Source organism: Sphingobium sp. TomTYG75, from assembly GCF_054771635.1.
In genome coordinates this window covers 2,398,894-2,422,098 of record NZ_BSRE01000001.1, presented here as the reverse complement: position 1 = coordinate 2,422,098, position 23,205 = coordinate 2,398,894, and the positions used below count along the sequence as shown (strand labels likewise).

22 protein-coding genes are annotated in these 23,205 nt (G+C 61.4%); 8 read left to right on the top strand and 14 right to left on the bottom strand.

The window, feature by feature from the left end; genetic code table 11:
* Nucleotides 1-13 precede the first annotated feature (13 nt).
* Nucleotides 14-484 (top strand): SH3 domain-containing protein, encoded by a 471-nt coding sequence (locus ACYU81_RS12255; protein ID WP_460987833.1) that lies wholly within the window; start codon nucleotides 14-16, stop codon nucleotides 482-484.
* Nucleotides 485-488: 4 nt separating this feature from the next.
* Here ACYU81_RS12255 and ACYU81_RS12250 read toward each other — a convergent pair whose 3' ends face one another.
* Nucleotides 489-2,060, bottom strand: a complete 1,572-nt coding sequence (locus ACYU81_RS12250) for a peptide MFS transporter (protein WP_460987832.1) — start codon at nucleotides 2,058-2,060, stop codon at nucleotides 489-491.
* 108 nt (nucleotides 2,061-2,168) lie between these two features.
* Here ACYU81_RS12250 and ACYU81_RS12245 point away from each other — a divergent pair, with 108 nt between their 5' ends.
* Together ACYU81_RS12245 and ACYU81_RS12240 are read left to right on the top strand one after the other, a co-directional pair.
* Complete coding sequence (locus ACYU81_RS12245; RefSeq protein WP_460987831.1) at nucleotides 2,169-2,747, top strand: nitroreductase family protein; 579 nt, start codon at nucleotides 2,169-2,171, stop codon at nucleotides 2,745-2,747.
* Between the two features lie 71 nt (nucleotides 2,748-2,818).
* The gene (locus ACYU81_RS12240) at nucleotides 2,819-3,163 is read left to right on the top strand and encodes a GntR family transcriptional regulator (RefSeq protein WP_460987830.1); all 345 of its coding nucleotides are present in this window, start codon (nucleotides 2,819-2,821) and stop codon (nucleotides 3,161-3,163) included.
* Between the two features lie 4 nt (nucleotides 3,164-3,167).
* Here the strand turns inward: ACYU81_RS12240 and prsR are convergent, their stop codons facing one another.
* The 7 genes from prsR to ACYU81_RS12205 form a co-directional block, all read right to left on the bottom strand.
* Complete coding sequence (gene prsR / locus ACYU81_RS12235; RefSeq protein ID WP_460987829.1) at nucleotides 3,168-4,499, bottom strand: PEP-CTERM-box response regulator transcription factor; 1,332 nt, start codon at nucleotides 4,497-4,499, stop codon at nucleotides 3,168-3,170.
* Nucleotides 4,499-6,571 (bottom strand): XrtA/PEP-CTERM system histidine kinase PrsK, encoded by a 2,073-nt coding sequence (gene prsK, locus ACYU81_RS12230; protein ID WP_460987828.1) that lies wholly within the window; start codon nucleotides 6,569-6,571, stop codon nucleotides 4,499-4,501. The genes prsR and prsK overlap by 1 nt, the downstream gene beginning before the upstream one ends.
* Before the next feature lie 9 nt (nucleotides 6,572-6,580).
* A complete protein-coding gene (locus ACYU81_RS12225; RefSeq protein WP_460987827.1) occupies nucleotides 6,581-7,969 on the bottom strand; it encodes a TIGR03013 family XrtA/PEP-CTERM system glycosyltransferase in 1,389 nt (462 codons plus the stop codon).
* Nucleotides 7,970-8,146: 177 nt separating this feature from the next.
* Nucleotides 8,147-8,416, bottom strand: a complete 270-nt coding sequence (locus ACYU81_RS12220) for a hypothetical protein (protein WP_460987826.1) — start codon at nucleotides 8,414-8,416, stop codon at nucleotides 8,147-8,149.
* 51 nt (nucleotides 8,417-8,467) lie between these two features.
* On the bottom strand, nucleotides 8,468-9,136 hold the full coding sequence (locus ACYU81_RS12215) for a sigma-70 family RNA polymerase sigma factor (protein WP_449471865.1): 669 nt from the start codon (nucleotides 9,134-9,136) through the stop codon (nucleotides 8,468-8,470).
* Nucleotides 9,137-9,243: 107 nt separating this feature from the next.
* Complete coding sequence (locus ACYU81_RS12210; RefSeq protein ID WP_196226406.1) at nucleotides 9,244-9,384, bottom strand: hypothetical protein; 141 nt, start codon at nucleotides 9,382-9,384, stop codon at nucleotides 9,244-9,246.
* Nucleotides 9,385-9,479: 95 nt separating this feature from the next.
* Nucleotides 9,480-10,274, bottom strand: a complete 795-nt coding sequence (locus tag ACYU81_RS12205; protein WP_449471864.1) for a response regulator — start codon at nucleotides 10,272-10,274, stop codon at nucleotides 9,480-9,482.
* Between the two features lie 297 nt (nucleotides 10,275-10,571).
* Here ACYU81_RS12205 and ACYU81_RS12200 point away from each other — a divergent pair, with 297 nt between their 5' ends.
* Both ACYU81_RS12200 and ACYU81_RS12195 read left to right on the top strand, forming a co-directional pair.
* Complete coding sequence (locus tag ACYU81_RS12200; protein ID WP_449471862.1) at nucleotides 10,572-10,796, top strand: NepR family anti-sigma factor; 225 nt, start codon at nucleotides 10,572-10,574, stop codon at nucleotides 10,794-10,796.
* A gap of 191 nt (nucleotides 10,797-10,987) precedes the next feature.
* Nucleotides 10,988-12,538 carry a sensor histidine kinase gene (locus tag ACYU81_RS12195; RefSeq protein WP_460987825.1) on the top strand — a complete coding sequence of 517 codons (1,551 nt, stop codon included), beginning with the start codon at nucleotides 10,988-10,990 and terminating at the stop codon, nucleotides 12,536-12,538.
* 3 nt (nucleotides 12,539-12,541) lie between these two features.
* On the opposite strand, the gene tgt is transcribed toward ACYU81_RS12195, so the two are convergent.
* Together tgt and ACYU81_RS12185 are read right to left on the bottom strand one after the other, a co-directional pair.
* Nucleotides 12,542-13,672: a tRNA guanosine(34) transglycosylase Tgt gene (gene tgt, locus ACYU81_RS12190; RefSeq protein ID WP_460987824.1), complete on the bottom strand. Its 1,131-nt coding sequence runs from the start codon at nucleotides 13,670-13,672 to the stop codon at nucleotides 12,542-12,544.
* Nucleotides 13,673-13,733: 61 nt separating this feature from the next.
* Nucleotides 13,734-13,913, bottom strand: a complete 180-nt coding sequence (locus ACYU81_RS12185) for a hypothetical protein (RefSeq protein ID WP_449471859.1) — start codon at nucleotides 13,911-13,913, stop codon at nucleotides 13,734-13,736.
* 238 nt (nucleotides 13,914-14,151) lie between these two features.
* Here ACYU81_RS12185 and ACYU81_RS12180 point away from each other — a divergent pair, with 238 nt between their 5' ends.
* Nucleotides 14,152-15,108: a crotonase/enoyl-CoA hydratase family protein gene (locus ACYU81_RS12180; protein WP_460987823.1), complete on the top strand. Its 957-nt coding sequence runs from the start codon at nucleotides 14,152-14,154 to the stop codon at nucleotides 15,106-15,108.
* Between the two features lie 3 nt (nucleotides 15,109-15,111).
* On the opposite strand, the gene ACYU81_RS12175 is transcribed toward ACYU81_RS12180, so the two are convergent.
* The 3 genes from ACYU81_RS12175 to groES all read right to left on the bottom strand — a co-directional run bounded on the left by ACYU81_RS12175 (nucleotide 15,112) and on the right by groES (nucleotide 19,655).
* Nucleotides 15,112-17,103 (bottom strand): putative bifunctional diguanylate cyclase/phosphodiesterase, encoded by a 1,992-nt coding sequence (locus ACYU81_RS12175; protein ID WP_460987822.1) that lies wholly within the window; start codon nucleotides 17,101-17,103, stop codon nucleotides 15,112-15,114.
* Nucleotides 17,104-17,609: 506 nt separating this feature from the next.
* A complete protein-coding gene (gene groL, locus ACYU81_RS12170) occupies nucleotides 17,610-19,256 on the bottom strand; it encodes a chaperonin GroEL (RefSeq protein WP_460987821.1) in 1,647 nt (548 codons plus the stop codon).
* A gap of 111 nt (nucleotides 19,257-19,367) precedes the next feature.
* Nucleotides 19,368-19,655: a co-chaperone GroES gene (gene groES / locus ACYU81_RS12165; protein ID WP_167302842.1), complete on the bottom strand. Its 288-nt coding sequence runs from the start codon at nucleotides 19,653-19,655 to the stop codon at nucleotides 19,368-19,370.
* Nucleotides 19,656-19,750: 95 nt separating this feature from the next.
* Between groES and ACYU81_RS12160 the strand changes: the two genes are divergently transcribed.
* Together ACYU81_RS12160 and yghU are read left to right on the top strand one after the other, a co-directional pair.
* Nucleotides 19,751-20,014 carry a hypothetical protein gene (locus ACYU81_RS12160; protein WP_460987820.1) on the top strand — a complete coding sequence of 88 codons (264 nt, stop codon included), beginning with the start codon at nucleotides 19,751-19,753 and terminating at the stop codon, nucleotides 20,012-20,014.
* Nucleotides 20,015-20,060: 46 nt separating this feature from the next.
* A complete protein-coding gene (gene yghU, locus ACYU81_RS12155; protein WP_460987819.1) occupies nucleotides 20,061-20,936 on the top strand; it encodes a glutathione-dependent disulfide-bond oxidoreductase in 876 nt (291 codons plus the stop codon).
* Nucleotides 20,937-21,058: 122 nt separating this feature from the next.
* Here the strand turns inward: yghU and ligA are convergent, their stop codons facing one another.
* Complete coding sequence (gene ligA, locus ACYU81_RS12150; RefSeq protein ID WP_460987818.1) at nucleotides 21,059-23,203, bottom strand: NAD-dependent DNA ligase LigA; 2,145 nt, start codon at nucleotides 23,201-23,203, stop codon at nucleotides 21,059-21,061.
* Nucleotides 23,204-23,205: the final 2 nt, after the last annotated feature.

Below are 23,205 nucleotides of genomic sequence, written 5' to 3'. Positions count from 1 at the left end.
GAAAAGATCGGGGATGAAGAGGTATCTGCCTCAAGCGGGGATCGTCGCCGCCGCACTGTGGTTCGCCAGCGGCACATCGGCAGCGCCATCCAAACCCGTCCCCTATTGGGCCTCGCTCAACCAGGACGAAGCGCGCATGCGCGTCGGACCCAGCCTGGATTATCCTTCAAGCTGGGTCTATCGCCGCCGCGACTTGCCCGTGAAGGTGGTGCAGGTCCTGGGCTTGTGGCGCAAGATTGAGGATCCGGGCGGCACGCAGGGCTGGATGCACGTCCGGCTGCTCAGCGACACGCCGACCGCCATCGTCACCGCATCGGTCGCGCCCATGCGGGATTCCGCGCGCGATGGGGCACGCACCGTTTTCCGCGCGGAAAAGGGCGTGGTCGGTCGGCTGTCATCCTGCAATGATGGCTGGTGCGGTTTTGACGTCGGCGGTCAGCGCGGTTTCGTCCGCGCCACCGACATTTGGGGTGCTACCTCCTGACGGTTCAGGCCAGTTCGTCGCTTGCACGATCGACTATGGCGAAGCTATCCCGCTGCGTCTCAGCCTCTTCGCCGCCTAGCTTATCGGCATGCATCAACCGCTTCACCAACGGCGCGATGACCATCACGAAGACGCCGATACCGATCGACCACCAGCCGATCACGCCATAGACGCTCAGCACGCCGTCCCGCGATGCCGCGCCCTCCGTGCCGCCGGTGGCAGCCGCGATCATCCCGGCGACATATTCGCCAAGCGCCATCGCCAGGAACCATATCCCCATCATCAGGCCGATCATCCGCGACGGGGCCAGCTTCGACATGGCCGAAAGACCAACCGGAGACAGACACAATTCTCCCAGCGTGTGGCAAAGATAGAGAAGGAAGATGAACAGGATAGGCGTCAGCGTTCCGGGCATGCCAGCCCCTGCCACCAATATCAAAAACCCCGCGCCGACCAATATGAGCGCCAGACCGAACTTGGCAGGCGTCGATGGTTCCCGCCCTTTCTTCGCCAGCGCGATCCACAAGGCGGCCATGACCGGCCCGAAGATCAGGATATAGGCGGCATTGACCGACTGGAACATCGAAGCGGGCACTTCGAAGCCAAGAATGTTCCTATCCGTGTAGCGGTGGGTAAAGAGGCTGAGCGAAGAACCCGTCTGCTCATACAGGCCCCAGAAAAGCGGGTTGATCACCAGCAGGAACAGCGCCGCCAGCATGCGGTCGCGCCCGATCCGCTCCATCCGGCCGAACGCTTCCCACAATATGTAGAGCACCATCAGCACGCTCGCGCCCGCCAGCATCCACCCGACAACCGCATGTTGCTGGATCAGCAGCCAGCACAGCAGAATGGACAGAAGGCTGGACAGATAGACCAGCCATTCCCGGCTGATGATGCCGCCGACCCGCTCCGCCAGCCGCGCCGGATCGGGCGGCTCCCCCCTGCCCTGCAGCAGCGGCTTGCACAGGACAAAGCCGATGACGCCAGCGATCATTCCGACAGACGCCGCGCCAAAGCCCCAATGCCAGCCCCAGCGCTGTCCCAGATAGCCGCAGATCACTGGCCCGATCGTGGCGCCGACATTGATGCCCATGTAGAAGATCGTATAGGCCGGGTCGCGCCGCATATCGTCGCGCGGGTAAAGCTGTCCCACCATTGCCGATACGCTGGCCTTCAGAAATCCGGTGCCGACGATGACCGTCGCAAGGCCCAGCCAGAAGAGGCCGAGTCCCATGCTGTTCGCCGACCCGTCCGCCTCCATGCCCAGGATGATGTGCCCGGCGGCGATGACGATGCCGCCGAACAGCACCGCCTTGCGCTGCCCCAGATAACGGTCGGCCAGATAGCCACCCATCAGGGGCGAGATATAGATTAGCGACATGTAGGCGCCGTAAGAATGGGCGGCGTCACGGTCGGAAAACAGGAAATGCTGCGTCAGGTAAAAGATCAGCAGTGCGCGCATGCCGTAGAAGGAAAAGCGCTCCCACATTTCGACGAAGAACAGCAGGAACAGCCCGCGCGGATGGCCAAGCCATGTTCTGCCCGAAGCGGGCGTCATAGGTGATGAGGTCGCCATCCGTTTCCCGTCCGGACCAAGGTGATACGAAGCCTAGATCGGAAATCCCGCCCCTGTCAAAGCAGGCCGCACTTGCGCCCTGCGCGGAGCCGCGCCATTTGGAGCGCCATGTTCAACGATGCAACCACCCCGCTCTCGCTCTTGCGCACCCGCCGTTCCGGCAAACCGCGCGACCTTATCGCGCCCGGCCCCGATGCCGGACAGTTGCGCGAGATATTGGAGATCGCGCTGCGCACGCCCGATCATGGCAAGCTGGCGCCCTGGCGGTTCGTCATCGTTCCGGACGACAAGCGCGAGGGCCTCGCCACGCTGCTGGAGGACGCCTATCGACGCGAGAAGCCGGATGCAGCGCGGCTTGAACTGGAGGCGATGCGCCAGTTCGCCCATCAGGCGCCCACCCTCATCGTTGCTCTTTCCAATCCTGTCGCTGGCAGCAAAATTCCGGTCTGGGAACAGCAATTGTCCGCGGGCGCGGCGATCATGAACCTGCTGCACGCCAGCCATGCGCTGGGCTTTGCGGCGGGGTGGTTGACCGGCTGGCCAGCCTATAACGAAGATGTTCGCAAGGCCTTTGCGCAAGGCGAGGAACGCCTTGCCGGATTCGTCTTCATCGGCACGCCGGGACGGCCACAGGAAGAGCGGCCTCGGCCAGAATATGACAAAATAGTTTCCATTTGGGACAGATAGATAGGCGATTGCGGTGGCGGACTCGGCCCACCGCATTGCCTGCATCGCTGTATTATGGCACTGATGCACTCATGGCCGATGAGTCAAAACCCGTTTATCTGCGGCTTCGCGATATCATCGCCGCTTCGATACTCGACGGCAGCTATCGCGATGGCGACATCCTCCCTTCCGTGCGTGCGCTCGCCGCTCAAGAAGGCGCCAATCCGCTGACGGTCGCAAAGGCCTATCAATGTTTTCAGGATGACGGCCTGATAGTGGTCAGGCGCGGGGTCGGTATGTTCGTGGCCGAAGGCGCCGCGCGCCGCCTGCGCGAAGCGGAACGGCGGCGGTTTCTGGACGAATTATGGCCGCCCGTCGCCGATCAGATCAAGCGGCTGGGCATTTCGGCTGAGGACCTCGGGCTTGAACTAGCCTGATGTCTCAACCCTGTATCTGATATTGTTTGAGCAAGTCGTACAGCGTCGGTCGGCTGATCCCCAGCATCTTCGCCGCGCCTGAGATATTCCCATCCGTCCGAGCGATCGCCCGCCGGATGACGCGCCGGTCCGCCATTTCCCGCGCGGCCTTCAGATTCACAAAGTCGCTGCCCTCCGTCCGGTCGCCATCCAGGTCCAGATCGGCGGCCGTGACATGCTTGCCATCGGCCATGATCACCGCGCGCTTCATGCGGTTTTCCAGCTCGCGCACATTGCCCGGCCACGTCCATGCATCGAGCGCGGCAAGAGCGTCGGGGGCCAGCCCCTTGACCTGCGGATTCATTTCCTTGGCGAAGCGATTGAGGAAATGACGCGCCAGCAAGGCGGGGTCTCCGGGCCGATCCTTCAAGGGTGGTATCCGCACGACAATCTCGGCGAGGCGATAATATAGGTCCTCGCGGAAGTCGCCCGCGCGGATCATCTCCTCCAGGTCCTGATGCGTTGCGCACAGGATGCGCGTGTCCACCATGACCGTCTCCCGCCCGCTAGCGACCGTTCGATCCTGCAGGAAGCGCAGCAGCTTCATCTGCAAAGCCAGCGGCAATTCGCCGACTTCATCCAGAAACAACGTGCCGCCCTGCGCGCGTTCGATCTTGCCCGGCGCACCGTCCTGCCCGAACAGTTCGGCTTCCAGCAACACCTCCGGGATCGCGGCGCAGTTCACGGCGACAAAAGCGTTATTCCGGCGTGGGCTCGCATCATGCAGCCCCTGCGCCAGCAATTCCTTCCCCGTTCCGCTCGCGCCGGTCAGCAGTACCGAAACCTGTGCCCCGGCAACCCGCTCGATGGTGCGGGCGACCTTCAGCATTTCCGGCGCAGCCGTGATCAGTCGCCCCAGCACACGTGCTTGCTCAGGGGCGACCTCAGCCAGCCGGGCATTTTCCCTCTCCAGCGCGTGAACGTGGAAGGCGCGGCGGACGATCAGCCCCAGCTCGTCAATATCGACCGGCTTCTGGTAAAAATCATAGGCACCACCGGAAATGGCGTTGAGGGCACTTTCGCGCGCGCCATGACCTGAGGCGACGATGATCTTCGTATCGGGCTTGATCTGGAGCATTTCGCCAAGCGTCGCAAAACCTTCGCTGGTGCCGTCCGGGTCTGGCGGCAGGCCAAGGTCCAGCGTTACGACATCGGGCGCCTCTGCCCGCAACATCTCGATCGCTTCCTCCCGGTCGCCCGCGATGAACAGCTGATAATCCTCATAGGCCCAACGCAACTGCCGTTGCAGGCCGGGATCATCCTCCACGATCAACAATTTGGGTCGCGTGTCGCTCATCAGGCGGCCATCCCCTCTGTACCATGCAACGGCGCGACCGGCAGCCGCAGCGTGAAGCGGCTTCCCTGCCCCGCTTTGCTTTCCACCTCGATGCTTCCGTCCATTCCCTGCGCCAACGCCCGCGCTTCGAAAGCGCCGATGCCAAAGCCCCCGGCCTTGCTGGAGGAAAAGGGTTTGAACAGATCACGGCGCACATATTCGGCGGTCATGCCGCAGCCTTGATCGATCACTTCAATCATCGAGTAACGGCCATCCCCGCCCAGCCGGATTTCGACCGGCTCGCCCGCCGAGCTTGCGTCGATCGCATTCTGCAGCAGGTGGGCAATGATCTGCTCGACCCTTGCCGGATCAGCCATGGCGAGCGGAGCGCCGCCCGTCAGGCGAACCTCATGTTGGCGCGATCGGCTCCTGGCCACCTTCTCCGCAATTTCTTGCAGGGAGACGGGCTGGCGCTCGGCAGTGCGCGCCTTATTATGCTGGGACAGGCGTGCCAGCAGGTCGTTCATCTTGCCCACCGATTCCTTGAGCGTCAGCACCATGTCCGCGCGAAATTCGGGATTATCGGCATGCCGCTCCGCATTTCGGGAGAGCAAGGACAGCTGGCTCACCAGATTCTTGATGTCATGAATGATGAAGGCGAAGCGGCGGTTAAACTCATCGAAACGCTGGACATCGTCCAGCGCCTGCTGCCCCTGCGCTTCACTCAGATAGCTCGCCGCCTGTCGCCCCGCCGTGCGCAGCATGTCGAGATCTTCCCAGTCCAGCCGCCGGTCCATCGCAGGCCGCGCCAGCAGGATGGCACCGATCAGCTTGCCGAAATGGATCAGCGGGACCAACGCCCAAGCGCGCGCGTCCGCCCGCATCCATCCGGGCGCTTCACGGCCCTCACGGCGCGCAAGATCCTGGTCGATATCGATGATCCAGCCACTCCGCTCAACCAGCAGCGCGAAAGGCGCAGGCACGGTCGCATCATGAGCGAGCTCACCATCCCAGTTCCAATGGGTTTCCAGCGCGAGGGAGCCGTCCTCGGCGCGCAGCATCAATATGGCGGCGGGCGAATCGGTGATGTCGGCCACTGCCTTCGCCACCCGTTCGCCCAGCGGCGGCGCGTCGTTGCCCGGTCTGCCGATCGTCTCGCCAAAACGCATCCATTCGGTGCGATAGTCATAGCGATGCTGGAAGAAATGCTTGGCGACCTGGACCTTCCACAGCGCCCGTATCCGGGGCGAAGGGAGCAGCACCAGCGCGCTGACGGCCATGAAGAAGACGCAGCCAATCTGGATGATCCGGGCATAGGGGCCAGCAAGCAACTCGATCGCCAGCGCAGCCGCCGCGATGAGGATCATGTAGAGCGTCATCGAAACAAGCGACAGCGCACGGAAGGTCAGCAATCGTGACAGTTGAACCTGCGCCGCCATATCCCGCCGCATGCCCACCGCAATCACGGGAGCGAGCAGCGCCATCAGCGGACCACGAAGGGCATACAGCGCATGCGCCCGCTCGATCGCGAAATAGCCGATCACATAAAGATTGAAGTCATAGGTCCACATCGCCGCCAGCGCGCCGAGCAGCAACGCCACCCGGCCCCGCTGCTGCGGAGGCCAACTAATATAGAGATGGTGGACCAGCATCAGCCCGCCGACCGCCGTCATCATGTGCAGGCTCAATGACACCTGTACCAATGTGTGATGCAGGTCGCTGGCGCTGGGCAGTTGCCGCCAGATGAGGTCGGTGAAGGTCTGGAGCAGGATCAGCCCCGCCACAGCGGCATAGACCGACCCGATCGCCACCATCGATCCCGCGCGTGCAGCCGCGTCCCGGCGCAGCATCATGAACAGCAACAGCAGCCATGCCGCGTTGCGGATATTCTCACCAATGCCCGTCAGCGGCTTGTCGACCCCGCCGAAGGATACATAGAGCGACCAGCAGGATGTCAGCAGCAGGGCGACGGCCAGCATCCGCTGGTCTGCCGCTTGCTCCCGGCGGCGCAGGCCGAATATCCCCACCGCCGCGAACAGCACGGCGGCCAGCGCGTGGCCCCAATCTCCGACAAATTGCAGCGGCGCTCCCATCGCCGCGCCTCAGCGCGCCCCTTCCGGCCACAGGATGACGCGCAGGGTCTGGATCAGGATCAGCAGGTCGAGGAAGGGCGTATAATTTTTGGCGTAGTAGAGATCATATTCCAGCTTGTTCCTGCTGTCCTCGATCGACGCGCCATAAGGATAGTTGATCTGCGCCCAGCCGGTGATGCCCGGTTTCACCATGTGGCGCTCAGCATAATAACGCAGATGCTGTTCCAGATCCTCGACGAACTGGCGCCGCTCCGGGCGAGGACCAACGAAGCTCATCTCGCCCTTCAGCACCGTCCATGTCTGCGGCAGTTCATCAATGCGCAGCTTACGGAGCCAGTAGCCGAGCCGGGTGATCCGGGGATCGTCCTTTTCCGCCCAAACCGCCTGCCCGCTGACTTCCGCATCCTGCCGCATGGTGCGCAGCTTCACGATCCAGAATTCCTCGCCGAACAGGCCGACGCGCTGCTGCCGGTAGAAAGCAGGGCCTTTACTATCGAGCTTCACCAGGATCGCCGCGATCAGGATGATAGGGCCAGTCAGCAGCAGAAGGATGGAACTGGCGATGACGTCGAAGAGCCGCTTGGCGATGCTGGACAGGCGGCGGCCTGCGGAGAAACCATCCGAAAAAATCAGCCAGCTGGGATTCACGCTGTCGAGATCGACCCGGCCCGTCTCCCGTTCGAGGAAGGTCGATATCTCGTTCACATGGACGCCCGTCGTCTTGATACGCAGGAGATCGGACAAAGGGAGCGCGTTGCGTCGCTCCTCCAGCGCCAGCACGACCTCGCTGGCGGCCAGCCGCACCACGAAGTCCGCCAAATTATAGATGGCGCTGCGGTTGATCGCTTCGGGGATCACCTGCGTCCCGTCATTCATCGCGATATAGCCGACGATCAGGAATCCCGCCCCCTTGCGCTGTTCCAGTTCGCGGATGCGGTTGGCGCGATTGCCCGCGCCCAGCACGACAAGCCGACGCTTGAACGCCTCACCACCGAGCATCGACCCCAGCAGCAGCCGCACCGCCAGCAAGAGAGCGATAGCAAGCGCCATGGCATAAAGAGAATTGGACCGCCAAAGCGTCAGGTCGGGCAGCACAAAATGCATGACCGACAGGAATATGACGCCCAGCGAAATCGCCACCAGCAGCCGCGCGAAGGCGAAACGGATCGACTGAAGCGCTTCCGTACCGTAGACGCCCACCGCGATCATGGCAGTCTGGATCGACAGCGCGAAGCTGATCAACGGCGCGGCGCGCGTCGTGATCTGATCGACATCCATGCCGATCTGCCGAGCCCTCAATATCCATCCGGCCTCGGCCGCGCCCAGCAGCAGGACAAGATCAAGCAGTCCCAGCAACAGCACGGCATGCGGCACATAATGTTTGAAAAGCCTGATCATCAGTCGCGCGCATTCCCGGCGCTGCCGTTGGCAAAGGCAGCCTTGTTGGCATCGGAATCGCTTACAATGACTGTAAGGAAATCCGACAATGCGCTGACTGTGGAGGAAATTCCCAAAGATTTTCTGAAGATGGCCTGCGCCGCAGCCTGTTCCGTTACCAGCGCGTCTGCCCGCAGGTCAGTTCCGGCTGTTCAGCCGCTCCGCCTCATTTTGAGCAGCATCCCCGACGACATGCGCTGCGCTGTCGGGGGAATCGGCCGCTTCGATCAGCGTGTCGCCCACTCGACTTTCGCGTTCCTTTGTCAGGTAGAAGAAGCCGATAGCCAGGATCAGGGCAATCGCAACGATCGCGAAAATCACGGTGCTACCGCGAGACCGCTTGGTTTCGATCATCTGGTCCCGCTGTTCGCGGTCCAGAGGAGGGTCTCTCCTTCCACCCTCAACCATAGTCCTTCTCCCATGCCCCTTCCCATCCGGGAAGGTCGGCAGGAACCGGCCTTATACGTCATCGGCATCCAGGTCGGGACTCTGCCTCATCTCACGCCCCCGACTGAGGCGATCGACGTCGTCCATGATCTCGTCCAGCACGGCTGTGTCTCTGGTTTCCTGTGTCCGCCGCGAGGGCAGATCGCCGCTTTCGAGAATCTGTTCCAGCGCGGCGCGTCCACGCGCCACCCGGCTCTTAATCGTTCCAACCGCGACGCCGCAGATTTCGGCCGCCTCTTCGTAGGCAAAGCCGCCCGCGCCGACGAGGATGAGCGCCTCGCGCTGCGGCTGAGGCAATTGCAACAGGGCACGCTGCATGTCGGAAAGCTCGACATGCTTGTCCTGACCAGCGGGCGCCGCCAATATGCGATCAGCCGTCAGGTCATCCCAATCACCACGAAAGCGCGAGCGGCGCATCTGCGACAGATAATGGTTGCGCAAAATGATGAACGTCCAAGCGCGCATGTTGGTGCCCGCCTGGAAACGGACACGCGCCGCCCATGCCTTCAAAAGCGTTTCCTGAACGAGGTCATCGGCGACATCGCGATTACCCGAAAGGGACCGGCCAAACGCGCGCAAGTGCGGGATCACCGCAGCCAGTTCACGTTTGAAATCCGAATCCGAGAGCGACTGCCGCTCTTCTTCCTGGTGCTCCGCCTCCTGGCCAAGCCCTTCGCTCATGGGAACAACCCTCTTACTGGCTGTCGCCCTCGCCTCATGAACCGAAGCCGTCAAAGCCATATGTGCGTCCGCATCCTATACCCATTGTTCCACGGAACCAATGTTGTTTACCCGTAATAGCTCCACAGCACGATCAGCATGCCAATAATTACCAGAGGCAGCGAAATGCCGAGAATGTAACGGACTATGTGTGGCGTCGATCCTGACCTGGCGTCTTCGGCAGCAACATGCTTTTCCTCTTCCGCCATAATTCACCTCCCGATCGTTACGCATGAATAACGCGGGGGGATGAGCCGGGTTCCGCCACTCATTCAGTCTTTTATGGCATGTCGGCTTTGCCCAATCATGCCGGGGCAGTGGCCTCGTCAAAGAAAAGGGCCTGCGAAATGGCCGCTTTGACCGTCGAACGCTGGAACGGCTTGGTGATGAGGAATGTCGGTTCGGGCCGTTCACCCGTCAGCAGACGCTCCGGGAAAGCGGTGATGAAAATAACCGGTACGGAAAATTCTGCCAGGATGTCTTTCACCGCATCGATGCCGCTGGAATCGTCCGCCAGCTGAATGTCCGCCAGCACCAGCCCCGGCCGCTCCGCCAGCGCTTCACGCACCGCGTCTTCACGGGTCACGGCGATTGCGGTCACTTCATGACCAAGGTCGCGGACGATCGTTTCGATGTCCATGGCGATGATCGGCTCGTCCTCGATGATCAGGACTTTGGCGCGAGTCTGCGCCTCGATCTCGCCAAGCGCTTCTTCCACCAGGGCTTCGACATCGGCCGGGTCCAGACCGATCAGATAGCCGACGTCATCGACCGTGAAACCTTCCAGCGCCGTCAGCAGCAGCGCCTGTCGGGGGAGCGGTGTCAACCGCGCGAGGCGTGCCTGCGCGACCGCTTCCTGCCCGTCATTGCCCGTCAGGACCGGACCGTCCTCCAGATGGGATGACGACCAGATCGCGTGGAAAGTCCGGTAAAGCCCAAGCCGCGGATCGACATCGGCCGGAAACTCTTCGGGCGCCGCGACGATCGCTTCCAGCGTCGCACGCACATAGGCGTCACCATGACCCTGGCTGCCCGTCAGGGCGCGGGCATAGCGGCGCAAGAAAGGAAGATGGGGGTGCAGTTGCTGTCCAAGCGACATCTGTAAATCTTCTCCCAGCCCATAGGGCGCATTGCTACTAAACACTCGCTGCGCGAAAGGATGGATTGCTGATGCCGATGTGGCAAGCCCCCGCCCCTCTCGGTTGCCTTTCACAAGGCCACAAAAAATGCTTCGAAGTGCGGAACCAACGACGAAAAGATTTGTTTCACTGCCGTTCGGTTTTTTAACTGAAATCTGGATTTTGATGTAAAGGTCCGCTGGCGGTCAATTGACGTCGTGCGGGAAAGCCGCAAAAGAAATGTCGATTGACATGTTAGCGTTGCAGAGGGGCGTATTTTGGTTGCTTCAACGACGGAACGGGATGTGAAGGGAGGGGACAAGAAAGATGTCGGCGCCAACACCCCGGATTCGGGCGTGACTGGCAGCGCCCCCCGAAAACGGCGGTCCTCCCCGGCCAAGGGTGACGGACAAGTCGCCAACGCGCTGCGCTCCGTTTATCAGCGTGCGGTGGATGAAGACATTCCCTCCGAAATGCTCGACCTACTGCGGAAGCTGGACTAAGCGTCGGTTCAAGGATCGACGTCATTGAGGCGTCCCGGACGGAGGGCAGACTGGTGCTTTTCGAAAATGGAATATGCGCGGGCCGACCCGTTGCTTGGGCGGTACGTGCTTGCGTGCGCCAGACCTTTCCTGTCGACACACTCCTGATTATCGCATGAACGGGACGGCCAGTCCCAGCCAGTTTATTGCTCATGCGTAACCTGAACAGCCTGATCCAGTCCACCGGCGTCAAGATGTTCCTCATCCTGACGCTTGCCCTGCTGCCGCTGGGCCTTATCGCCCTTGTGGCGTCCTTGCAGGCCATCCGGACGTCAGACCTGGAAAAGGAAGCGCTGCTTCGAGTGTCCGTGACGCAGAGCGCTCGCAAGTTGACCGAAGACCTTGCTTCGGATCGAACGGCGTTAATGCTTACCGCCAACGCGCTGTCCACCGGCAGCGAGGGGCCGGAAATGTGCCAGCGGCTGTCGGTCTTCCTGACGTCCCACGACCGGGAAGGCGGCCGATATTATATCTACGATCGAAAGGGTCGCCGCATCTGCGGATCGTCCCAGCCAGAACCGCGCGGCCTGACCACGGCGGCACGTTTTCACACGGCCCCGGCGCTCCTGCTGCCAGCATCGGGCTATCTCGTCAGTCGCGTGGTCAGCGACAACCGGCAGGTGGCGGCAATCGCCTATTATTCGCGCTCCTACCTGGAAACGATCGCCAGCCCGACCACCGCGCTCCAGAACCGTCAGTTAAGCTTGCAGCAGGGCGATCAGCTTCTGGTGGTCAGTCGTCCAACAGGCAATCTGCGGGGCAAAAGCACCAGCCTGTCCGCGCGGCTTGATCCGCCGGACATTCTGCTCACCATGACCTTGCGCGATCCGCCGGTCACGCTTGCGCGCATGCTTTCGCTGTTCCTGCCGCTGGTAATGTGGTTCGCGGCGGCGGCGATCGGCTGGTTCGTGGTCAACCGATTGCTGATCCAGCCGCTAGTCGCGCTGCGCCGCGCCGTAGCCGCCTATCATCCCGGCGAAGTGCTGGAGCCGATGCGCCGCATACGCACTCCCGCGCAGGAAATAGTGGCGCTGGGCGAAACCTTCCGCGAAATCAGCGAGGATGTCGCAACGCATGAGGCCGAGATGGCCGAGGGTCTGGAAACCCAGCGTAAATTGACGCGAGAGGTGCATCATCGCGTCAAGAACAACCTCCAGATCATCGCCAGCCTGATCAGCCTGCATGCCCGCGCCGCGCACGAGCCTGAAGCCGTGGAGGCCTATGCCTCCATTCAGCGCCGCGTCGATGCATTATCGGTCGTGCATCGCAATCATTACGCCGAATTGGAGGAGCATCGCGGCGTTGGCGTGCGGTCACTGGTCAGCGAATTGTCCGCCAGCCTGCGCGGCACTGCTCCCGCAGAAGCGCGTCGGTTCGGCATCCAGATTGACAGCGACAATCTGCACATCAGTCAGGACGTTGCCGTTCCCATCGCCTTCCTGCTGACAGAACTGGTGGAACTGGCGATGCTGTCCGATCCCAAGACAGGCATGCGCATAACGGTGCAGCCCGAACCCGGACGGGAAGACCGCGCGATCCTTCACGTCAGTTCCCCGGCATTGCGCGCTTCCGATACGATGGGCGAAAGGATCGAGGAACGTTATGGCCGGGTACTGACGGGCCTTTCCCGCCAGTTGCGCGCTCCGCTGGATCATGATCCGGTCGCTGGCGACTATGCCATCGCCATCACCGTCATTCCCTGATCATCAGACCCGCTGATAGTCGCGCCGGAAATCCGCCGCGAAAGCAGCGAACCGGCCTTGTGCGATATTGTCGCGGATCGCCTGCATCAATGACTGGTAAAAGTGGATGTTATGCTGGGTCATCAGCATCGCGCCCAGCATTTCTCCGGCTTTTACCAGATGATGCAGATAGGCGCGGCTCCATGTTGCGCAAACCGGGCAGGTGCAGCGCGGATCGAGCGGCGAAAGATCCTCGGCAAAGCGGGCGTTGCGAATATTGAGCGGGCCTGCCCAGGTAAAAGCCTGTCCGTTGCGCCCACTGCGCGTCGGCAGGACGCAATCGAACATGTCGATGCCGCGTTCGACGGCACCAACAATGTCGTCGGGTTTCCCCACCCCCATCAGGTAGCGGGGCTTGTCCTGCGGCAGCATATCGGGCGCATAGTCGAGGCAGCCGAACATCGCCTCCTGCCCCTCCCCGACCGCCAGGCCGCCGACAGCATAGCCGTCAAAGCCGATCTCGATCAGCTTCTGCGCCGAAATACGCCGGAGATTTTCGTCAAGCGACCCCTGCTGGATGCCGAACAGCGCGGCGCGCGCCGCATGTTCGCCGCCCGCGTCAAAGCCCTCGCGCGACCGCTTCGCCCACCGCATCGACCGCTCCATGCTGTTCGCGGCTTCGTCGTGAGTGCAGCCATTTTTCGTGCATTCGTCGAACGCCATGACGATGTCGCTGTCGAGCAGGCGCTGAATCTCCATCGAGCGTTCGGGCGTCAGCATATGACGGGACCCGTCGATATGGCTGGCGAAGGCCACCCCCTCCTCGCTCATCTTCGTGAGCGCGGACAGGCTCATCACCTGATAACCACCGCTGTCCGTCAAGATCGGCCGGTCCCAGCCCATGAAGCCATGCAGCCCGCCCAGCCTTGCCACACGTTCGGCGCCCGGACGCAGCATCAGATGATAGGTATTGCCCAGGATGATGTCGGCGCCAGTCGCGCGGACCTCGGCGGGTCGCATGGCCTTTACGGTCGCGGCGGTGCCCACCGGCATGAAGGCGGGGGTTCTGATCTCCCCACGGCGCATCTGGATCGTGCCCGTGCGGGCCTTGCCGTCCGTTGCGGCGATAGCGAAGGAAAAGCGGGATTGAGTCACGCTGCGCGCTCTAGAACATCGCGCGAAGAAGTGGGAACCGCTTTTTGAAAATTATGCGGGATCAACCAGCCTTGCGCAGGCCGTCGAACGCCACGATCGCATCGATGTCGAAACCCTCCACACGGCGGTAATTGCCGATGAAGCACAGGCAATCAGCCGCCAGGTTAAGAGTCCAGCTCGTCCCCTCTTCATCATGAAGCAGGAGCGTCACAATCTGTGGATCGGTGCGATGTCTGTCCATGCACCATTTCATAATTAATAAAGGTTAACAAAGCCCTGAGACGATCTTCATCTACAAATTGGTTAACGGCATTTGTTGCATTAATACAACGTTAACCATAATGATCGCGTCATTTCTGCTACTTAGAGGCAACAGTCGGCGATAAAAAGGGTTAATGAAGCACTCTTCGGGTTCGCGGTGGTTGCATAGGTCTGACAATATTGTTTTCCTCGGCGTGTATCTAAATGCGGGGGCACAGATGATTGATTCCGGACGCTTTAATCCGGCACGTGATGAGGTGGAGGACGCTTCGCCCGTGCATCTGCATGTCGAAAGCATTCAGCCATTTGCCGCTACGGAAGCTGCGCCTCAGGCACGCGAAAACGGCCATTCGATGCTGTTCGACCTGGGTCAGGTCGACGTCAGCTTTGAAGAATCAACCGACACATTATGGGCGTTCATGACCCCCGCGAATCGGCCAAACTACAATTTGCCGATGCTGCGCGACATCCGGCTCTGGCAGACAGAGGCCAAGCGGCTGTTTGATGAAGGCGCTCTGCCGCTCAAATATATGGTGCTTGGCTCACGTTTTCCGGGCGTTTTCAACCTTGGCGGCGACCTTGAGCTGTTTGCTGGCTGCATCGAGCGGGGCGACCTGCCCGGACTCGTCAAATATGGCCATGCCTGCATCGACGTTGTCCATCGCGCCTGGCGCAATGCGGACATGCCGCTAATCTCTATCGCGTTGGCGCAGGGCGATGCACTTGGCGGCGGCTTCGAGGCGCTTCTCTGCTTCGACGTCGTCGTGGCCGAGCGGAGCGCTCGTTTCGGCTTGCCCGAAATGCTCTTCGGCCTCTTCCCCGGCATGGGCGCCTATTCCATTCTGGCGCGCAAGCTCGGCCGTCGCATGGCGGAGCGCATGATCCTGTCGGGCAAGGTCTATACCGCTGAAGAGATGTACGACATGGGCGTGGTCACCATCCTTGCCGAGGATGGAGAGGGCGAACAGGCCGTGCGTGACTATATCACCGGCAACCGTCCGCACCATGCGGGCCATGTCGGCGTGTTCGAAGCGGGCCGCCGCGTCGATCCCCTCGATTATGCCGAGCTTAAGGACATTGTGGAAAATTGGGCGGCAACCGCGCTCAAGCTCGATCCCAAGGACCTGCGCATGATGCGTCGGCTCGCTTCGGCCCAGACGCGCCTGACCAAATAGCCGTCAGGCGCGGCGACGGCTCTGCATGAGCGTGACGACGTTGCTTTTCTCACGCCGCATGTCACTCATCATCTTGAGCAGGTCCTCGGCTGGCATGGGGCGGCTGAGGACGAAGCCCTGCACATTGGTGAAGCCCATCTCACGCGCATAACGCAACTGCTCTTCGGTCTCGATACCTTCCGCCACCGTTTCGACGTCCAGCGAATGGGCCAGATAGGCAACCGACTGAGCGATCGCGCGATCCCGTCCCTCTTCACCCACGCTGCGCATGAAGCTCTGATCGACCTTCAGCGTGTCGAAGGAATAGTCGCGCAGATAGCCGAGCGACGAATAGCCCGTTCCAAAATCATCAAGGGCCAGCCGCAACCCGATACGCTGAAGCTCCGACAGGATGAGGCTGGTCCGGCCACTATCCTCCAGGAAGATGGATTCCGTCACTTCCAGTTCCAGCCGCTTGGCCTTCAGGCCCGATCCCATCAGCGCCGATATGACAGCGCGCGGAAGCCCGTCGCTCTTGATCAGCGCGGGCGAGATGTTGACGGCGACGCGGACATGATCGTCCCACAGCATGGCGTCACGGCACGCCTGCTCCAGCGCCCATGCAGTGATCGGTTCGATGAGGGAGCTGCTTTCGGCGACCGGTATGAATTCGGCCGGCGAAATCCGGCCCATGGTCGGATGATCCCACCGCATCAACGCTTCGCAGATGGCGATCTTGCCGGTGACGGTGTCAAAGATCGGCTGATAATGCAGTAGCAGCTCACCATTCGCCATGGCGCTGCGCAGCGCCATTTCCAGCTCATAGGTCCGGTTCTGGCGCTCCTTCATCGTCCAGTCGAACTGCGCATGGCGGTTCCGCCCTGTGCGTTTCGCCTCATACAGAGCCATGTCGGCGTGCTGGAGCAGTTCTTCGCTATCGCGCCCGTCATCGGGCGCAACCGCAATGCCCATCGATGCGGTGACCGTCAGATGATAGCCGCTGACGTCGAAGTCGTGGCTGAACTCTGTCATCACATCATGCGCGATCTGCTCGGCAATGGAGCGATCCGCGCCGGGGCAAATCACGATAAATTCGTCTCCACCAAAGCGCGCGACATGGCCACGGCTATCAAGCGCATGGGAAAGCCGGGCAGCTACCGTGCAAAGCAGCTGATCGCCAATGATATGGCCGAGCGAATCGTTGATCTCCTTGAACCGGTCAAGGTCCATCCAGAACACGGCCATCGGATCCTGATCGGACTGACGCTTGTCGAACAATTCCCGCAAACGCATCTGCATCGCCATGCGGTTTTCGACCCCGGTCAGGCTGTCGAACCGCGCCAGCCGCTCGAACTTCGTCGCCAGCTGCGACTTTTCATAATTGCCCTGCAATGCCTCCACGACGATTCTGTGGGTGGTGCGCGTGATCTCAGCCATGGCGAAGATCATCAGGAACAGCATGGTCGCCAGAACCCAATAGCCGAGCCCCCCCGCGATGCAGAGACCAAGGGACGTTGGCAGCAGCGCGAAACATGTCTGGCCGATGGCGATATGAATTCGGCCCGCATTGCGGCCCGCGATGCCGCCTGAATAGGCCGCGACCAACGTCACGCTCAATATGTGCAAAGATGCGTCGCCGGTGAGGACCAGAGTGGCAAAAGCGAGCAGACCAAGCAGCGCCGCATAGCCCCACGCACCCAGTTCATAGGCAAGGCCCCATATTTGCTGCGTGGGTCCTTGATGATCCGCCAACTGCCGCAGAAAATAGACTGCGGAGATCGACCGGCTCACCGCAACCAGGAAAATCAACGCCGCAATCGTGGTGATTTCGGCGCGGCCAGCATGGTAGGCGACGACGAAACTGAGCGCTCCGCCAGCCAGTGCGCCGATCATCAGCGATTTGGGCGAGGCGTAGAGCGATTGGACAAGGCTGTCCTGCACCTCAGCGCTCTGCTGAGTATCGGGCGCGAGATGCGCGCGCAATTTTGCGCTCCAATGATGGAAGAGGCGTGACACGTCTCCGTCATCTTTGGCCAAACATGATTTCTATTTGGTAAATTCAGACCCGGTAAGATGCCCGAAATGGAGGTTTCGAGCGGCTGTCGGATGTGGGGCTGCTCCCTTCATTTTCCGCCCTTTTGTCGGGTCGCTTAACCTTCAGACTTCCCTACAGAATGCTCGGAAGGGCAATCCCGCCAGCCCTCCTGCGCAAGCTGAAGCAGCATAGCTTTTATCCGAATACCCTGCCCCGTTCGGGCTGAGCTTGTCGAAGCCCTCTTCTTCCTGAAAAAAATAGAACCCTTCGATAGGCTCAGGGCGAACGGCAATAGGAGGCTATGCCGATTTGAAGCATGATGCCCTAACATGTCGCGAAATTGCGCCATGCCTCTTGCGGGAAATGCCAATTCTCGATGGCATCAGCCACGGCCCGACGCCTGAAATTTCCTCGCTCCGGCAGCCCCAAAGAAAAAGGCCGGTGGATCACTCCACCGGCCCTTCTCGTTTTCGCGTGAGCGAAGGACTTAGAAGTCCATGCCGCCCATGCCACCCATGCCGCCGCCGGGCATGCCCATCGGCGCCTTGTCGTCGGCGGGCGTTTCGGCGATGCACGCTTCGGTGGTGATCAGCAGACCGGCGACCGAAGCCGCGTCCTGCAGGGCAGCGCGAACGACCTTGGTGGGATCGATGACGCCAGCGGCGACAAGGTTCTCATAGGTGTCGGTCGCGGCGTTGAAGCCCTGAGTCTCGTCATTTTCGCGCAGCAGGTTGCCAGCGACAACCGCACCATCGACGCCCGCATTCTGGGCGATCTGGCGCAGCGGCGCTTCGATAGCCTTACGGATGATGTCGATACCACGGGTCTGGTCGTCGTTCACACCCTTGAGGCCTTCGAGCGCCTTGGTCGCGTACAGCAGAGCCGTGCCGCCACCGGGGACGATGCCTTCTTCAACGGCTGCGCGGGTTGCGTGCAGCGCGTCGTCGACGCGGTCCTTGCGCTCCTTGACTTCGACTTCCGAAGCACCGCCGACCTTGATAACTGCAACGCCGCCAGCCAGCTTGGCCAGACGTTCCTGCAGCTTTTCACGGTCGTAGTCGGACGTCGTTGTCTCGATCTGCGCACGGATCTGCTCGGTACGGCCCTTGATCGCTTCGCCATCACCGGCGCCATCGACGATGGTCGTGTTGTCCTTGTCGATGGTGACGCGCTTGGCGGTGCCGAGCATGCCGAGCGTCACGTTCTCGAGCTTGATGCCGAGGTCTTCGGAAATCACTTCGCCCTTGGTCAGGACGGCGATGTCTTCCAGCATAGCCTTGCGGCGGTCGCCGAAGCCAGGCGCCTTGACCGCAGCGACCTTCAGGCCGCCACGCAGCTTGTTGACGACCAGGGTCGCCAGCGCTTCGCCTTCAATGTCTTCGGCGATGATCAGAAGGGGACGGCCCGACTGAACAACCGCTTCGAGGATCGGCAGGATCGACTGAAGGTTCGACAGCTTCTTTTCGTGGATCAGGATGTACGGGTCAGCCAGTTCGACTGCCATCTTTTCCGGATTCGTGACGAAGTAAGGCGACAGGTAGCCGCGATCGAACTGCATGCCTTCGACGACGTCCAGCTCGAATTCCAGACCCTTGGCTTCCTCGACGGTGATCACGCCTTCCTTGCCGACGCGCTCCATCGCTTCGGCGATCTTTTCGCCAACGACGGTGTCGCCATTAGCCGAAATGATGCCGACCTGGGCGATTTCCTTCGTGCCGGCAACCGGCTTGGAACGGCCCTTGAGGTCCTCGACGACCTTGGTGACAGCGAGGTCGATGCCGCGCTTCAGGTCCATCGGGTTCATGCCAGCGGCAACCGACTTCATGCCTTCGCGAACAATCGCCTGGGCCAGAACGGTGGCAGTGGTGGTGCCGTCACCGGCGATGTCGTTGGTCTTCGAAGCAACTTCGCGGACCATCTGCGCGCCCATATTTTCGAACTTGTCCTTCAGTTCGATTTCCTTGGCGACGCTGACGCCGTCCTTGGTGATGCGGGGGGCGCCGAAGCTCTTGTCGATGACGACGTTGCGGCCCTTGGGACCCAGGGTCACCTTGACCGCGTCGGCCAGGATGTCGACGCCGCGCAGGATGCGCTCACGAGCGTCACGCGAAAACTTTACGTCTTTTGCAGCCATGATTTTGTTCCTCTGTCCGTCATCCCAGCGAAAGCTGGGATCTGGTGCGGCATAGCGCCGCGTTTAAAGGCCTGAGATCCCGGCTTTCGCCGGGATGACATCAATGATCGGTTAGGCGACGACGCCCAGAATGTCCGATTCCTTCATGATCAGCAGGTCTTCACCGTCGACCTTGACCTCGGTGCCCGACCACTTGCCGAACAGGATGCGGTCGCCAGCCTTGACGTCCAGCGGGGTCACCTTGCCATCTTCGGCCTTGGAGCCGGTGCCGACGGAAACGACTTCGCCTTCCTGCGGCTTTTCCTTGGCGGTGTCGGGGATGATGATGCCACCGGCAGTCTTCTCTTCCGCTTCTACGCGGCGGACGAGAACGCGGTCATGCAACGGACGAAATGCCATGTTGAGTTGCCTTTCCCTCTATTGGGTTGGGTCGGACGTCAAATCGCGGGGATTTCCCTATCCGCGAATCTGCTGAACGCCGTTCCTTCTCCCGTATGAACCAGATGCTGTTAGCACTCTCTTTTGAAGAGTGCCAGCGCCGCGGAATATGGAGCGATGAAATTGCCGGTCAAGAGATGGATGCAGATTTTTTATGCATTCCGTCACAGGCGGAAAGCGTGCGCTTTGTGCGCGTTGGGAGGCCATTTGTCACCTATGCAGCGCCAATGCGCGGGATTGTTGCGACCATTGGCGGGTCGAATGCGCGCGGCAAAACCGTTTCCCTTGAGCTCCCCCGTAACAGTTGCGGCACAGGATGATGCTTCCTACGTGCGAGGCGACATCGCCAAGGGAGCACTTTGCCAAATGATTGAAAGCTATACTCCGCCCCGCGTCTGGACATGGGACAAGGACAATGGCGGTGCCTTCGCCAACATAAACCGGCCGATCGCGGGCGCGACCCATGACAAGGAATTGCCGGTCGGAAAGCACCCGCTGCAACTCTACTCGCTGGGCACGCCCAATGGGCAAAAGGTCACGATCATGCTGGAAGAGTTGCTGGCGGCGGGCCATCCGGGCGCTGAATATGACGCCTGGCTCATCAACATCGGCGGCGGTGACCAGTTCGGCAGCGGCTTTGTCTCGGTCAATCCGAACAGCAAAATCCCTGCCCTGATGGATCACAGCGTTTCACCGCCGCAGCGGGTTTTCGAGTCCGGCGCCATCCTGGTCTATCTGGCCGAGAAGTTCGGAGCGTTCCTGCCCTCGGACCCGGCGAAGCGTACCGCGACTCTGTCCTGGCTGTTCTGGCAGATGGGCAGCGCACCCCTGTTGGGCGGCGGCTTTGGCCATTTCTTCGCCTACGCACCTGAAAAGATAGAATATGCCATCAACCGCTATGCGATGGAGGTCAAGCGGCAGTTTGACGTGCTGGACCGCCAGCTTAGCGAGAATGAATATGTCGCTGGCGATGAGTTTACGATCGCGGATATCGCGATCTGGCCCTGGTATGGCGGGGTGGCACTCGACCGGACCTATGTGGGGGCGGGCGAATTTCTGGACGTACAGAGCTACGCCAATGTGCAGCGTTGGGCGAAGCAGATCGATGCGCGCCCTGCCGTGAAGCGCGGCAGGATCGTGAACCGTGCTAGTGGTCCGCTGGAGGAACAGTTGCTTGAGCGGCACGATGCGAGCGATTTTGATACGAAGACGCAGGATAAGGTGGAAGGGGTGGGTAGCTAAAGCCCCGGCAGCATTTAGCGCGTCACCCCAGCGAAGGCTGGGGTCTCGTCGACCCTGTGCTCCCCGGCCTCCTCCTGAGATCCCAGCGTGCGCTGGGATGACGGGGGTGGCTAGTGCTGCCCCTACCCCGCCGCCTTCACAATGTCCGCCCAAGCCGCTTCATCGATCACCTCGATCCCGAGCGAGGCAGCCTGTTTCAGCTTCGATCCTGCGCCGGGGCCAGCGACCACCAGATCCGTCTTGGCGCTGACCGATCCGGCCGCCTTTGCACCTAAGCGCTCGGCCTGCGCCTTGGCCTCATCCCGGCTCATGGTTTCGAGCTTGCCGGTGAAGACCACGATCTTGCCCGTCACCGCGCTGGCGGTGGTTTCAACCACATAGTCGGGCGGCGAGACTTCGGACAGCAGGTCGTCCCACGCCTCCCGATTATGCGGTTCATGGAAGAAGTCGGCGAGCGCATGGCCAACCGCCGAACCCACATTTTCGACGCCGATCATCTCCGCGATCGCCTTGTCCAGCCGATTGCGGAAGCGTGCTTCCTCCTCTCCCTCGGCGCAGATGGTGGCATCGCGTAAGGCGATAATCTCCTCGGCCAGCGCTTTAACGCCGGGCAGGCTCGTGTAGCGCTTCAGCAGATCGCGAGCGGTGACCGCACCGATGTGCCGGATGCCAAGGCCGAAGAGCAGGCGCGCAGCGTCTGGAACGCGCTTCGCCTCGATCGCGGCGAACAGGTTATCGACGGACTTCTCCTTCCATCCCTCGCGCCCGAGCAGCGCGACGCGATGTTGTTTGAGGCGGAAGATGTCAGCCGGTTCGGTGATCCATCCAAGGTCGAGAAATTCCTGAATACTCTTCTCGCCCAGCCCTTCAATGTCGAGCGCACCACGGCTGACGAAATGACGCAGCCGCTCGAACCGTTGTGCCCCGCAGATCAGGCCGCCGGTGCATCGGATATCAACCTCTCCTTCTTCGCGCACGGCTTCCGATCCGCATACGGGGCAATGATCGGGGAAGAGGAAAGCGGGGCGCACTTCATCGCGGGTCAGATTATCCACCACCTGCGGGATGACGTCGCCGGCACGCTGCACCACGATACGGTCGCCCGGCCGCACACCCAGGCGCTCGATCTCGTCGGCATTGTGCAGCGTAACGTTGGACACGACCACGCCGCCCACCGTAACAGGCGTGAGCCGCCCGACCGGGGTCAGCTTGCCCGTGCGACCAACCTGAATATCGATCGCTTCAAGCGTAGTTTGCGCCCGCTCCGCCGGGAATTTATGCGCGATCGCCCAGCGCGGCGCCTTGGCAACAAAGCCCAGCCGCTGTTGCCAATCGAGCCGATCCACCTTGTAGACCACGCCATCAATGTCGAACGGAAGGTCCGCGCGCGCCGCCTCTATCCCGCGATAATGCGCGATCAATCCGTCAAGCGAGTCCACGCAGGTCAGCATGTCCGACACCGGCAGGCCCCAGCGGGCGATTGCCTGCATGACGCCAAGCTGAGTCTCTGCCGGAAGGCTGCTCGCCTCGCCCCAACCATGCGCGAGGAATCGCAGCGGGCGGCTGGCGGTGACGGCGGCGTCCTTCTGCCGCAGCGATCCCGCGGCAGCGTTGCGGGGGTTAGCGAATTGCCGCGCCTTTTCCGGGTCGTCCGCCTCAGCCAGCAGGCGCTGATTGAGCGCCACGAAGTCGGCCTTCGCCATATAGACCTCACCCCGAACCTCGAACAGGTCGGGCACGTCCTCGCCGGTCAGTCGGTCGGGAATGTCGCCGATGGTGCGCACATTGGCGGTCACATCCTCACCGGTCGTGCCGTCACCACGCGTCGCGGCGAGCCGCAGCTCTCCCTTTTCATAGCGGAGCGAGCAGGACAGACCGTCGATCTTCGGTTCAGCCGTCAGCGCGATAGGCTCCCCGTCCGGCAGCGCCAGAAAACGCCGGACACGCGCGAGAAATTCGGCGATGTCCTCGTCCGAAAAGCCATTGTCGAGGCTCATCATGCGAACCGCATGTGGGACCTTCTTCAATCCCGAAGTGGGCGCGGCGCCGACCTGCGCATTGGGCGAATCCGCGCGAACGAGCTGCGGAAAAGCGGCCTCCAGCGCTCCATTCTCCCGGATCAGCGCATCATAAGCAGCGTCCGTGATCTCTGGCTGATCCTGATCATGGTAGAGCCGATTGTGCCGCGCAATTTCCCTGGCGAGCCGCATCAGGCGATTGGCGGCGTCGGCTTCAGTCATTAGGGTCGGGTCGATCGAGTCACTCATAT

Bases quoted from the DNA above. Each gene is read 5' to 3' on its own strand.
- ACYU81_RS12205 (WP_449471864.1), bottom strand. From the start codon at position 10,274: ATGTCGCTTGGACAGCAACTGCACCCCCATCTTCCTTTCTTGCGCCGC.
- yghU (WP_460987819.1), top strand. From the start codon at position 20,061: ATGATTGAAAGCTATACTCCGCCCCGCGTCTGGACATGGGACAAGGAC.
- ACYU81_RS12210 (WP_196226406.1), bottom strand. From the start codon at position 9,384: ATGGCGGAAGAGGAAAAGCATGTTGCTGCCGAAGACGCCAGGTCAGGA.
- ACYU81_RS12195 (WP_460987825.1), top strand. From the start codon at position 10,988: ATGCGTAACCTGAACAGCCTGATCCAGTCCACCGGCGTCAAGATGTTC.
- ACYU81_RS12185 (WP_449471859.1), bottom strand. From the start codon at position 13,913: ATGGACAGACATCGCACCGATCCACAGATTGTGACGCTCCTGCTTCAT.
- groES (WP_167302842.1), bottom strand. From the start codon at position 19,655: ATGGCATTTCGTCCGTTGCATGACCGCGTTCTCGTCCGCCGCGTAGAA.
- ACYU81_RS12255 (WP_460987833.1), top strand. From the start codon at position 14: ATGAAGAGGTATCTGCCTCAAGCGGGGATCGTCGCCGCCGCACTGTGG.
- groL (WP_460987821.1), bottom strand. From the start codon at position 19,256: ATGGCTGCAAAAGACGTAAAGTTTTCGCGTGACGCTCGTGAGCGCATC.
- ligA (WP_460987818.1), bottom strand. From the start codon at position 23,203: ATGAGTGACTCGATCGACCCGACCCTAATGACTGAAGCCGACGCCGCC.
- ACYU81_RS12180 (WP_460987823.1), top strand. From the start codon at position 14,152: ATGATTGATTCCGGACGCTTTAATCCGGCACGTGATGAGGTGGAGGAC.
- ACYU81_RS12245 (WP_460987831.1), top strand. From the start codon at position 2,169: ATGTTCAACGATGCAACCACCCCGCTCTCGCTCTTGCGCACCCGCCGT.
- ACYU81_RS12220 (WP_460987826.1), bottom strand. From the start codon at position 8,416: ATGGTTGAGGGTGGAAGGAGAGACCCTCCTCTGGACCGCGAACAGCGG.
- ACYU81_RS12250 (WP_460987832.1), bottom strand. From the start codon at position 2,060: ATGGCGACCTCATCACCTATGACGCCCGCTTCGGGCAGAACATGGCTT.
- ACYU81_RS12160 (WP_460987820.1), top strand. From the start codon at position 19,751: ATGAACCAGATGCTGTTAGCACTCTCTTTTGAAGAGTGCCAGCGCCGC.
- prsR (WP_460987829.1), bottom strand. From the start codon at position 4,499: ATGAGCGACACGCGACCCAAATTGTTGATCGTGGAGGATGATCCCGGC.
- ACYU81_RS12215 (WP_449471865.1), bottom strand. From the start codon at position 9,136: ATGAGCGAAGGGCTTGGCCAGGAGGCGGAGCACCAGGAAGAAGAGCGG.
- ACYU81_RS12225 (WP_460987827.1), bottom strand. From the start codon at position 7,969: ATGATCAGGCTTTTCAAACATTATGTGCCGCATGCCGTGCTGTTGCTG.
- ACYU81_RS12240 (WP_460987830.1), top strand. From the start codon at position 2,819: ATGGCCGATGAGTCAAAACCCGTTTATCTGCGGCTTCGCGATATCATC.
- prsK (WP_460987828.1), bottom strand. From the start codon at position 6,571: ATGGGAGCGCCGCTGCAATTTGTCGGAGATTGGGGCCACGCGCTGGCC.